Raw genomic sequence first — 11,405 nt, forward strand, 5'->3', positions numbered from 1 at the left:
GCGTTACATCGATCGCTGCGGTCACAAAAGGTGCGTCCAGCAGCCACAAAGGTCGTGGCGGCCCCAGATAACGAGGCTTGCCGGCATCATCGAGATAAGGCGCGGTCGCCGAAGGGGGGACCGGTGACCGGCCCGGACCGGAGATGCCGATAGGCGTGATTTCATAATGAACCTTGAAGTTAATGGGTCGAACCGCCGTGGTGTCTCGGCAACGCCGCAAGGTCAGATCGCGCCACTGATATTGCTGGATCGGCCAGACCGAGCTGTCCTGTTCCAACCAGTCGGGATTGGACTGATCTGTGAAGGCGATCCAGGTTGGCAGGATGCGGCGTGCGCCGGCGTCCATGCCAGTCTCGTGAACGCGCGTGATCATGAATCCAAGGCAGTCGGCAATTGGCCCATCGGCTTCCCAAGCGAGATAGGCGACCTCGCCGTTGCACCGGGCACCTCCTTTATGATCTTGCCCATGACTAAGCCCCTCTCCAAACAAAAAATCTATGACGCGCACCGTTTCGCCGCGGTCCCGCTAGCCTTGGAACGGAATCATTCGGCCAGGCTGTCTTGCCTGTTCTTTCGTATAGGAGACGCCGTGAACCTTGACGCCCCGTGCATCCAGCAAGGTGATGATCCCGCCTTTGTTTGACAGCGCAACCGGTGTTTTGATTTCGACCAGCTTGACATGTCTCGAGTTCTGAATGGCCGCCATCTTGTCGTTTAGCCAAAATCGAAGGCCGGTCTGGGTCGAGATGCTCCCAATACGACCCTTCCTTGCGGGCGATATGACCCACCAGAGTTCGAGTGGCTCTGCTCAGATCGCGTGCCTTTAGCGCGTCCGCGATCTCGACGTGCTCCCGCATCGACTTTTCGCTGCCGAGACGGTTTCGCAGCGCGGCGATCTTGGCACTGATCAAGGCATAGGCGCTTGAGAGGTATGGGTTGCCGGAGGCGGCAATAATCGTGTCGTGGAAGGCAGTATCGAGCGAGAGATAATCGCGGACTCGGCCCTCGATCTTCGAAGCACGTGCTACTTGGCGTCGCGCGATCACACGAAGATTGATCTATATCAACGCAACTCACGAGCCCGCCCGTTAGTTTCATCAGACGGGCGAAGGGTTTTTGATTCCGCTGGCGCTTCGTACGGTTTTGGTTCACATTGAACCGGCGGAGCACTGCGCGGAGGACCTCCGATGGAAACACCGCTAGCTGATCGCATACTGGCTGATCCGAACTATCAGTTGCTGAAATCGAAGCGCTCGCGCTTCGGATGGACGCTGACCCTGGCGATGATGATCGTCTACTACGGGTTTATCCTGCTCATTGCATTCAAGAAGGACCTACTGGCGGTACGGATCGGAGACGGCGTGATGACTTGGGGAATCCCTATCGGATTCGGAGTCATCGTCTTCACGATCGTCATCACTGCCCTCTACGTCAAGCGCGCCAACAGCGAGTTCGACGAACTTTCCGAAGAGGTGAAGCGGAAGGCGCTGAAGTGATGTCCGCTCGCACGACACTATGGAGGGCCGCCTGCTTAGCAACCCTCGTCGCACTGCCGACGGTAGTGTTGGCCGCCGGCGGCGATCTCGGCACCGCTGAGAAACAGCCAACGAACTGGACCGCGATCACCATGTTCGCGCTTTTCGTCGTGGGAACCCTGTTTATCACGAAGTGGGCGGCATCCAAGACCAAGTCCGCTGCCGATTTCTACACCGCCGGCGGTGGTATCACCGGGTTCCAGAACGGGCTGGCAATCGCCGGCGACTACATGTCGGCGGCATCGTTCCTCGGGATCTCGGCGGCGGTGATGGCCTCCGGCTACGACGGATTGATCTATTCGATCGGGTTCCTTGTCGGCTGGCCGGTCATCACGTTCCTGATGGCGGAGCGGCTACGCAACCTCGGCAAGTTCACGTTCGCGGACGTGGCCGCGTTCCGCTTCGCGCAGACGCCTGTGCGCATTTTCGCCGCATTGGGCACCCTCGTGGTCGTGGCCTTCTACCTGATCGCCCAGATGGTCGGCGCGGGCCAGTTGATCAAGCTGCTGTTCGGACTGGACTATTGGATAGCAGTGGTCATCGTCGGCGGTCTGATGATGGTCTACGTGCTGTTCGGAGGCATGACGGCGACAACCTGGGTGCAGATCATCAAGGCCTGCCTGCTGCTCGGCGGCGCGACCTTCATAGCCTTCATGGTGATGCTCAAGTACGGATTCAGCCCCGAGGGGCTCTTCGGCAGTGCCGTAGAGATCAAGACGCAGATCGCGACCGAGGCAGGCGATGCGCCGGACGTCGCGGCACAGAAAGGGCTCTCGATCATGGGCCCCGGCACATTCATCAAGGACCCGATCTCGGCGATTTCGTTTGGCATGGCGCTGATGTTCGGCACTGCCGGCCTGCCGCACATCCTGATGCGCTTCTTCACGGTGCCAAGTGCCAAGGAGGCGCGCAAGTCGGTCATGTGGGCAACCGGGTGGATCGGCTACTTCTATCTGCTGACCTTCATCATCGGGTTCGGTGCTATCACCTTCGTGCTGACGGATCCGGCCTTCCTCGATAGCACGGGTGCACTGATCGGCGGCAACAACATGGCTGCCGTTCACCTGGCAAAGGCCGTTGGCGGAAACGTGTTCCTCGGCTTCATCTCGGCGGTGGCGTTTGCGACGATCCTCGCGGTCGTCGCCGGGCTGACCCTGTCGGGCGCGTCGGCCGTCTCGCACGATCTCTACTCGACGGTCATCAAGGCCGGCAAGGCTGACAGCGCCTCGGAGCTGCGCGTCTCGCGCATCACGACGGTAGCCTTGGGTGTGCTGGCGGTCCTGCTCGGAATCGTGTTCGAGAAGCAGAACATTGCCTTCATGGTGTCGCTCGCGTTCGCAATTGCGGCATCGGCGAACTTCCCGGTGCTGTTCATGTCGGTGCTGTGGAAGGATTGCACCACGCGGGGCGCCGTCATCGGCGGTTTCCTCGGGCTGATCTCGTCGGTCGGGTTGACGGTTCTGTCGCCGTCGGTCTGGGAAGCCACGCTCGGGTATCCAAAGGGCTCCGCGCCGTTCCCGTACACGTCTCCGGCACTGTTCTCGGTGACGATCGGCTTCGTCGGGATCTGGCTGTTCTCGGTGCTGGATCGTAGCGCGCGCGCGCGGATCGACCGGGCCGGCTTCGCGGCGCAGCAGGTCCGTTCGGAAACGGGCATCGGGGCGTCGGAGGCATCCGGGCATTGAGCAACTGGCGAACGATGCGGCAACCGGGTCCGACCATGACGAAAGCTCAGGAGGTGGCGGGAGTTGCGCCACACGAAGTTGGCTCGCCCGAACCGGGGCGGGCCGAGCCCACGTCTCGCGAACGCCGCGAGTTCGTGTCGCTGATGGCATCGAGGGTGGGCGACGCGCACGTGCGCAGGCCCTTCTTCGTCGAAGGTGACACGGATATCGTCACCTTGTGTCGCGAGCTCTCGCGACGCGGCCTAAGCGATGCACTGGTGCGCGACGGCGAGCGCCTCGGCATTTTCACCACGACCAATCTGAGGGAGGCCCTGTTGCGGCCGGAACCGCCGGCGGAGCTTGCGGTGCGCGAGATCGCCACGTTCGAGCCGTGGTCTGTCTCGGTCGACGACGAGCTCTACGATGCGATGATTCTGATGTTGCGCCATCGCATCCATCGCGTGGTCGTGCGCCAAGGCGACGCGGTCGTCGGCGTGTTGAGTCAGCTCGACCTGATGGCCTTTGTCGCCAGCCACTCGCACCTGATCGCACTTCAGGCGGCAGCGGCGACCAATCTGGGGGAACTGAAGGCGGCGGCTCGGCAGATCAACGGCCTAATCAAGGTGCTGCACGAGGACGGCGTGCGGGTGGAGGTCATCACCGGTCTAGTGGGCGAGCTCAATCGCCAGGTGTTCCGGCGGCTCTGGGAACTGCTTGCGCCGGCGCCGTTGCGTGCGAACAGTTGCCTGATCGTTATGGGCAGCGAGGGCCGCGGCGAGCAGATCATCAAGACGGACCAAGACAACGCCCTGCTGCTGCGCGATGGTTTCGTCTTCGAGGGACTCGAGGCAGTCACCGAGGCCTTCACGGCCGCACTGATCGACTTCGGGTATCCGCCGTGTCCGGGCGGCATCATGCTGAGTCGCCCGCTATGGTGTCAGCCGCTCTCCGGGTTCCGGGACTCACTGAGGCAATGGATCCATGGTGCCGATCCGCAGGGGCCCTTGAACCTGGCGATCTTTCTCGATGCCGCGGCGGTAGCCGGCGACGCAGCGTTGCTCGAACAGGCGCGCGACCATGTCGATCACCTCTTGTTCGACAGCGACGCCTTCTATGCGCGCTTCGCAAGCGCCGTGGACCAGTTCGGCGGTGACGGCAGCTGGTGGTGGCGACTGCCGGGCTTGCGCGGCCGAGCGGCCGCCGAGATCGACCTGAAGAAGCTCGGCATTTTTCCGCTCGTGCACGGGGTGCGGACGCTCGCACTGCAATATCGCGTCCGCGCACTCGGCACCGCAGCCCGGCTGCGCGCACTGGTCGCGGCCGGTCGCATCGACGAGGCGCTCGCCCGCGACCTTATCGACGCAGTCCACTTCCTCATCGGCCAGAAGCTCGCAAGCAATCTGCGGCAGATGGCCGACGGGCGCACGCCGGATAACGGGATCCGCCTCGCCGAGCTCGGCACGCTCGAGCGACAGGCTCTGAAGGATTCGCTCGCGATCGTGCGCCGGTTCAAGCAGTGGCTGGGCCAGCGCTACCAGCTCGACTCGCTATGAGATACCGCCACTCTGAACGGACGTTTTGCCCAAGCGGCGGGCCTTGGGCAGCAAGTTGCCAGGTGACCTACCGATGAGTGGTCGTCACAAGAGCCGGTCCCACGGCTGCAGGGGTCCCGCGCGCGGGCCGCGCTTACAACTGCTGCTCGCGATCTGGGGTGCGGGGCTGGTCCTGTTCAACTTCCCAATGCTGATCGTCTGGGACCGTGATATCATGGTGTTTGGCCTGCCGCTGCTACCGGTGGCGCTCTTCGGGATCTGGGCGGCCCTGATCGGGGTGCTGGTCTGGGCGAGCGAGTGCCCTCGACACACCCCCGGGGCGTGAACGGGGCGTTCACGGTGGAATATACTCTATGTATTTGATATTATTGAAATACGTGTGTGAAAAGCGATGGAGGGACCACGCGAGCAACTCGCGACGGTCTCGGCTCCGCATCGCGCGGCCGAGCCTGTCCGGCTGAGCTATGATCGCTGCTTCCCTTGTCCTCGGCGTTTCGTTCGGCTACCTGTTGCTTCTATTCGCGATTGCCGCCTTCGGCGACCGGCGTGCGGCGCTCGGTCGCTCTGTGATCGATAACGCCTGGATCTATGCGCTGTCGTTGGCTGTCTACTGCACCGCATGGACCTATTTCGGCAGCGTCGGGCGCGCAGCGGGGTCCGGGGTCTGGTTCCTGCCAATCTACCTCGGGCCGATGCTGGCGATGCTGCTCGCTTGGGTCGTCGTGCGCAAGATGATCCGCATCGCGCAGACCTACCGGATCACCTCAATCGCCGACTTCCTCGCCAGCCGTTACGGCAAGAGCCCGTTGCTGGCCGCGTTGGTCACGTTGATCACCGTCGTCGGCATCGTCCCCTACATCGCGCTGCAGCTGAAGGCGATCTCCGCCGGCTATCACGTGCTCACCACCGGCCAGCAAGCGCCGGGGCTGCCGGTAATCGCCTGGTGGCAGGACGGCACGCTCTTGGTCGCGCTGGCGCTCGCGGCGTTCACAATCATCTTTGGGACGCGCCACCTGGACAGCGCCGAGCGGCACGAAGGGATGGTCGCGGCCATCGCCTTCGAGTCGATCGTCAAGCTCGTCGCCTTTCTTTCGGTGGGGGCCTTCGTGACTTGGGGCCTGTTCGACGGCATGGCCGACATCTGGTCGCGGGGGCAGACTTTTCCGGAGCTTCGCGCGCTGCTGCGCCTCGGCGGCGAGAGTGGCGCCGCCTCATTCGGCTACGCGCAGTGGTTTGCGCTAACGCTTCTCTCGATGCTCTCGGTGCTGCTGCTGCCGCGTCAGTTCCAGATGATGGTCGTCGAATGCGTCGACGAGCAGCACCTGCGGCGGGCCGCCTGGGTCTTCCCTGCCTACTTGCTGCTGATCAACGTCTTCGTGCTGCCGATCGCGATCGGCGGGCAGGTCATCTTCGGCCCAGGGCGAATGGACGCCGAGACTTTCGTATTGTCGCTGCCGCTCGCGCATGGTGCGCCGGCGCTGGCGCTGTTCGCCTATGTGGGCGGCCTGTCCGCGGCCACCGGCATGCTGATCGTCGAGACGATCGCCGTGTCGACCATGGTCTGCAATGACCTGGTCATGCCGTCGCTGCTGCGCCTGTCGGGGTTCGGCGGTCGCGCGGGCGGCGACTTGACGCAGCAGCTGCTCAACATCCGGCGCTGTGCGATCCTCGCCGTGCTGTTGCTCGGCTACCTGTACTTCCACCTCGCCGGCGAGGCCTATGCGCTGGTCAGCATCGGCCTGATCAGCTTCGCGGCGGTCGCACAGTTCGCTCCCGCGCTGCTGGTCGGCATGTATTGGCGCGGCGGCACGCGAGCTGGGGCGCTGGGAGGGCTGCTCGGCGGCTTCGCGTTGTGGGCCTATACGCTGATGCTGCCCTCGGTGGCCAAGTCCGGCTGGATCCCGGTTAAATTCGTCGCGCACGGCCCGTTCGGGATCGAGCTACTCGCCCCCGAGCGGCTGTTTGGCCTCAACGGGCTCGACAATCTCACCCATTCGCTGTTCTGGAGCCTTCTAATCAACGTCGGCCTCTACATCGGCCTGTCGCTGTGGCGTGGGCCATCGGCCCGGGAGGCGAGCCAGGCGCTACTGTTCGTCGACGTGTTCGAGCGCGGGAGGGCATCCGGCCAGGCGGCACCCGTCTTCTGGCGCGGCCGCGCCCGGCTCGAGGACCTTACGATGCTTGCAAGCCGACTGCTTGGAGCAAACCGCGCGCGACAGCTGTTCGAGGAGCATGCACGGGAGATTGGCGTCGCCGACGTCCGGAACCTTCTAGCGGACGCGCGCCTTGTCGATCGCGTCGAGCGGCAGCTCACCGGCGCAGTGGGCAGCGCATCGGCCCGGGTCTTGGTCGCCTCGGTGGTGCAGGAGGAGCCGCTCGCGATCGACGACGTGATCGAGATCCTGGACGAGGCATCGCAGCTGCGCGGCTACGCGCGCGCGCTGGAGGACAAGTCGCGCTCGCTCGAGCTGGCAACCGCCGAGCTGCGCGGAGCCAACGAGCAACTGCAGAGCCTCGATCACCTCAAGGACGACTTCATGTCCTCGGTGACCCACGAGCTGCGGACGCCGCTCACCTCGATCCGCGCCCTGTCCGAGCTGATGCTGGACGCGCCCGACATGGAGGTGGATCAGCGCGAGGAGTTCCTGCGGATCGTCGTCTCGGAAAGCGAGCGCCTGAGCCGTCTGGTCAACCAGGTGCTCGACCTGGCCAAGATCGAATCTGGACATGCCGAGTGGCACAACACTGACGTCGACATGGCGAAGCTCGTCGCAAATGCCGTGCGCGCCGCATCCGGTCTGTTCCGCGAGCGTGGGGCGGCAGTCGAGCTGTCCTTGCCCGACCAGGTTCCGCTGATCCGTGCGGACCCCGACCGGTTGACCCAGGTCATGCTGAACCTGCTCAGCAACGCCGCAAAGTTCGTTCCCGCCGAGGCGGGAAAGGTCGGGGTCGTACTGCGGACCGACGGGGATGGCTTGGTCGTCGAGGTCCGTGACAACGGCCCGGGCGTACCCCTTGCCGAGCAGGCGACGGTGTTCGAGAAGTTCCGCCAGGGCGGGGACGCCCAGAACCGGCCACCGGGAACGGGATTGGGCCTTCCAATTTGCCGCCAGATCGTCGATCATTTCGGTGGGCGCATGTGGCTGGAATCGGAATCGGGCGAAGGCGCATGCTTCGCGTTCCGGTTGCCGCTCCGGCCGGCGGAAGACCAAGAAACGCCGTGAGGAACCGCCATGAGCTTCAAGGTTCTGATTGCAGACGACGAGCCGAACATCGTCGTGTCGCTCGAGTTCATGATGAAGCGCGAGGGTTATGAGGTCCTCGTGGCGCGCGACGGCCGGCAGGCGCTGGAGGCGATCCGCCGCGAGCGGCCGCAGCTGGTGCTGCTCGACGCGATGATGCCGGGCATGTCGGGGTTCGACGTCTGCGAGGCGGTGCGGGCTGACGGGGCGGTCCGCGATACCCGGATCCTGATGCTGACGGCCAAGGGGCGCGACACCGACGTTGCGCGGGGAGTCGGTGTCGGCGCAGATGCCTACATGACCAAGCCGTTCTCGACGCGCGACCTCATGCAGAAGGTCCGGGACATGCTCGCATGAAGTTCGACCGCCGCCTGATGCTGGTGATGCTCGCGCCGGGCGCGGCCCTAGCGGCGTGGCTGGCGCTCGGTGGCGTGCTGCTCCGGATGACGCTGGACCCAGCGCAGCGCGCGGGCGTCGATGCGGCGATCGGCCCGCTTGTGGCGTCCCACGGCGTGCTGCCGGTGGCCTGGTGGCTGATCGCGGCCGCGTTGGCGGCCTGGGCTGCCGGCCGGCTCTACGCGGCGCATGTGGCCGCACCAGCGCGGCTGGCGGATGCGACTAGGGTACTGATCGGAGATGTCGCGGCGCCCGATCTGGTCCCGCGCGGAGGCGCGGCGGCGCGCGACCTGACCGCAGCCATCAACGGGCTTGCCGGCACGCGCCGGGCGCTGCATGAGGACATGGCGCGGCTGGTGGCCGAGGCGAGCCAGGGTGTGGCCGAGCAGCGCGACCAACTCGGCGCGCTGATGGCCGAGCTGAACCAGAGCGTGGTGGTCTGCAACCTCGACGGGCGGATCCTGCTCTATAACAGGCGCGCGCGGCAGCTGTTCCGCAGGCTCTCGCGCACCCCCCAGGGGGCCGGGGGCGCCGAGTTAATCGGGCTGGGCCGTTCGATCTACGGCGTGTTCGACCGGGCGCTGATCGCGCATGCGCTTGAGACGGTCGATCGGCGCATCGCCCGGGGCGGCGACGCCGCGACAGTCTCGGCGCGGTTCGTGACCGGCACGCCCGCGGGGCATCTGCTTCGCGTTAGCATGGCGCCGGTGCGACCGGCGGCGTCGGACAGGCCGGCGCTCACCGGTTTCGTGCTGCTACTCGATGACATTACCGACGAATATGAGGCGCATTCGCGGCGCGACCGGCAGCTGCTCGAACTTACTGAGGCGAGCCGGGCGTCGTTCGCCAGCATGCAGGCCGCGCTCGACATGCTCGACTACCCCGACCTCGCGGCGGAGGAGCGCGATCGCTTCCACAAGGTGGTGCGCGACGAGGTGTCTGCGATGAGCGCGCGGCTCACAGCACTCGCCGCGGGGACGTCGCAGGACCTGATGACGCGTTGGCCGTTGCAGGAAATGCTCGGGGGCGACCTCGTCGCCGCTGCCGTGACGCGGATCGAGGCGGATACGGGCCAGCGCGTGGCCTCGGACAAGGTCGACGGGACCCTGTGGCTAGGCGTCGACAGCTTTGCGCTGATCCAGGCGCTGGCGTTCCTCGCGAGCCGCGTCGTCGAGGCGTTCGATCGGCCCGATCTGCGGATCCGGCTGGCCCAAGCCGGGAATCGCGCCCACCTCGACCTGATCTGGGCGGCCGAGGACGCGCGTCCCGAGACCCTGGCAGGCTGGCAGACAGGCGCGATGCAGGTAGGTGACGCGCGCTCGCCGCTCTCAGTGCGCGACGTGGCGGAACGGCACTGCGGCGAAGTCTGGTTCGAGCACGACCGCTCGCTCGCTCTTTCGTTCTTTCGCTTCCTGCTACCGCTGGCGACGGGCGAGCCGGCCGCTGCGGTGACCCCCGGGGACACCCGGCCCGAATATTATGATTTCGACCTGTTCGCAGCCAGCGAGGGTGGCCGCGCGCTCGACGAACGTTTGCTGGAGGACATCGCTTACACGGTGTTCGACACCGAGACGACCGGCCTCCACCCCGCGCATGGCGACGAGATCATCCAGATTGGAGCGACCCGCATCGTCAACGGCAAGCTGCTGCGCGGCGAGTGCTTCGATCAACTGGTCGATCCTCAGCGCAGCATTCCCGAAGCGTCGATCCCGATCCACGGCATCCGGCCGGCGATGGTCCGCGGCAAGCCGTCGATCGCCGAGGTGATGCCCGCGTTTCGGGCCTTCGCCAGCGACACGGTGCTCGTCGGGCACAACGTGGCCTTCGACATGCGCTTCCTCAAGCTCAAGGAGGCCGTGAGCGGCGTGCGGTTCGACCAGCCGGTGCTCGATACCCTGCTCTTGTCGAGTGTCGTGCATCCGAACGAGGCATCGCACGACCTCGAGGCGATCGCGGCGCGTCTGGGTGTGACGATTTCCGGTCGTCACACGGGGGTCGGCGACGCGCTGGCGACGGCCGAGGTGTTCCTCAAGCTGCTTCCGCTCCTGCGCGAGCAGGGCATCCTCACGCTGGGGCAGGCACGCGAGGCGGCGCAGAAATCTTACTACTCACGGCTTCGCTATTGAGGCTGCCGCGCCCACCGCAACCGTGCACGAGTTCGAACAGCGGGCTCGCAGACCCATCCCTGCCGGGCGAACACTCGGAGATGGAGACCTGGCTGCAGCTCGGCCCGTATCGTGAAGATGGAGGAAGATGTCACCGAGACGTTACAGTGTGTCGCGATGCACTTGTATGGGGAGTATGTTTGTCAACGATCTTTTTGCATATAGTTTCATCCTTTTCGATTTGAGGGCTGGTCGATTCACGATGATACCGAGGGGAGCCTGCGAGCGGCGAGACAATGCTCTCGCGTACTTGTATGCGGCGGGTTCTTTGACCCAGCCATGACGCAGTAATGCGCATAGCGAGCAAGGCTCCGGGGCGGCGGGACCATTCTTAATCACGGTGCAAAGCCCAGGTGCAGTGCCGGTACGCCACCGCCTCGGATCGTTGGGAACCCGGCGCGTGGTGCCCTGGCTCCGATAGTTGTTCCTCTCTTATTTGCTACGCATTCGCCCGCAATGCGACGCCTTGCGGATCTCTCCCTTGGTGGCCATGCGCCAGAGCGCGATGAGCAGACGGCGCGCCAGAGCTACGATCATGGTCTTGCGTGTGCCGCCGCGACCATCCTCGGTCCGCTTCTGAAACCATTGCGCCAGGACGTTATCTTCTGAAAGCGGAGAAAACGCCAGGCCAGCTGGACGGGAATATGGATAGGAGAATAAAATCAGTAAAAGCAATGCCTTAGCTGTGCGTGCCGATTGCCGGATTATATCCCCGTTTTGATTGGCGTCGGGAGCCAGCGCTGTTTGCACATTGGCGGTTGCTGTATCGGGCACCGGCTGGACGGTAGGAGCCGGATGAGTGGAGACACTCACGTCCGGATCTGTGAGAGTCGCGCCTTGCAAGCGCGAC

At 64.7% G+C, this 11,405-nt stretch carries 7 protein-coding genes and 2 pseudogenes; 7 read left to right on the top strand and 2 right to left on the bottom strand.

Annotated features, from left to right (window positions below; all coding sequences use genetic code 11):
• Nucleotides 1–373: pseudogene (locus AAAC48_RS29350) on the bottom strand (hypothetical protein); the annotation flags it as partial.
• An 814-nt stretch (nucleotides 374–1,187) separates the two neighbouring features.
• On the opposite strand from AAAC48_RS29350, the gene AAAC48_RS29355 reads away from it, so the two are divergent.
• The 7 genes from AAAC48_RS29355 (at nucleotide 1,188) to AAAC48_RS29385 (ending at nucleotide 10,516) form a co-directional block, all read left to right on the top strand.
• Nucleotides 1,188–1,496, top strand: coding sequence for a DUF485 domain-containing protein (locus AAAC48_RS29355; RefSeq protein WP_340657563.1), 309 nt, complete (start codon nucleotides 1,188–1,190; stop codon nucleotides 1,494–1,496).
• The gene (locus AAAC48_RS29360) at nucleotides 1,496–3,220 is read left to right on the top strand and encodes a cation acetate symporter (protein WP_340657564.1); all 1,725 of its coding nucleotides are present in this window, start codon (nucleotides 1,496–1,498) and stop codon (nucleotides 3,218–3,220) included. Before AAAC48_RS29355 ends, AAAC48_RS29360 begins: the two co-directional genes overlap by 1 nt.
• A 35-nt stretch (nucleotides 3,221–3,255) precedes the next feature.
• A complete protein-coding gene (locus AAAC48_RS29365) occupies nucleotides 3,256–4,752 on the top strand; it encodes a DUF294 nucleotidyltransferase-like domain-containing protein (RefSeq protein ID WP_340657565.1) in 1,497 nt (498 codons plus the stop codon).
• Nucleotides 4,753–4,825: 73 nt separating this feature from the next.
• Nucleotides 4,826–5,077 carry a hypothetical protein gene (locus tag AAAC48_RS29370; RefSeq protein ID WP_340657566.1) on the top strand — a complete coding sequence of 84 codons (252 nt, stop codon included), beginning with the start codon at nucleotides 4,826–4,828 and terminating at the stop codon, nucleotides 5,075–5,077.
• Nucleotides 5,078–5,216: 139 nt separating this feature from the next.
• A complete protein-coding gene (locus AAAC48_RS29375; RefSeq protein WP_340657567.1) occupies nucleotides 5,217–7,976 on the top strand; it encodes a sensor histidine kinase in 2,760 nt (919 codons plus the stop codon).
• Between the two features lie 9 nt (nucleotides 7,977–7,985).
• Entirely contained in the window at nucleotides 7,986–8,351 is a 366-nt protein-coding gene (locus AAAC48_RS29380; RefSeq protein WP_340657568.1) for a response regulator, read from the top strand.
• Nucleotides 8,348–10,516: an exonuclease domain-containing protein gene (locus tag AAAC48_RS29385; protein ID WP_340657569.1), complete on the top strand. Its 2,169-nt coding sequence runs from the start codon at nucleotides 8,348–8,350 to the stop codon at nucleotides 10,514–10,516. Before AAAC48_RS29380 ends, AAAC48_RS29385 begins: the two co-directional genes overlap by 4 nt.
• A gap of 471 nt (nucleotides 10,517–10,987) precedes the next feature.
• On the opposite strand, the pseudogene AAAC48_RS29390 reads toward AAAC48_RS29385, so the two are convergent.
• Nucleotides 10,988–11,405, bottom strand: a pseudogene (locus tag AAAC48_RS29390) (hypothetical protein); the annotation flags it as partial.

Source organism: Phyllobacterium sp. (assembly GCF_037994405.1).
Classification (GTDB): Bacteria; Pseudomonadota; Alphaproteobacteria; order Rhizobiales; family Rhizobiaceae; genus Phyllobacterium.

What these genes read in the sequence shown, in the direction of transcription:
- AAAC48_RS29355 (WP_340657563.1), top strand. Translation starts at nt 1,188, where the DNA reads ATGGAAACACCGCTAGCTGATCGCATACTGGCTGATCCGAACTATCAG.
- AAAC48_RS29360 (WP_340657564.1), top strand. Translation starts at nt 1,496, where the DNA reads ATGTCCGCTCGCACGACACTATGGAGGGCCGCCTGCTTAGCAACCCTC.
- AAAC48_RS29365 (WP_340657565.1), top strand. Translation starts at nt 3,256, where the DNA reads ATGACGAAAGCTCAGGAGGTGGCGGGAGTTGCGCCACACGAAGTTGGC.
- AAAC48_RS29370 (WP_340657566.1), top strand. Translation starts at nt 4,826, where the DNA reads ATGAGTGGTCGTCACAAGAGCCGGTCCCACGGCTGCAGGGGTCCCGCG.
- AAAC48_RS29375 (WP_340657567.1), top strand. Translation starts at nt 5,217, where the DNA reads ATGATCGCTGCTTCCCTTGTCCTCGGCGTTTCGTTCGGCTACCTGTTG.
- AAAC48_RS29380 (WP_340657568.1), top strand. Translation starts at nt 7,986, where the DNA reads ATGAGCTTCAAGGTTCTGATTGCAGACGACGAGCCGAACATCGTCGTG.
- AAAC48_RS29385 (WP_340657569.1), top strand. Translation starts at nt 8,348, where the DNA reads ATGAAGTTCGACCGCCGCCTGATGCTGGTGATGCTCGCGCCGGGCGCG.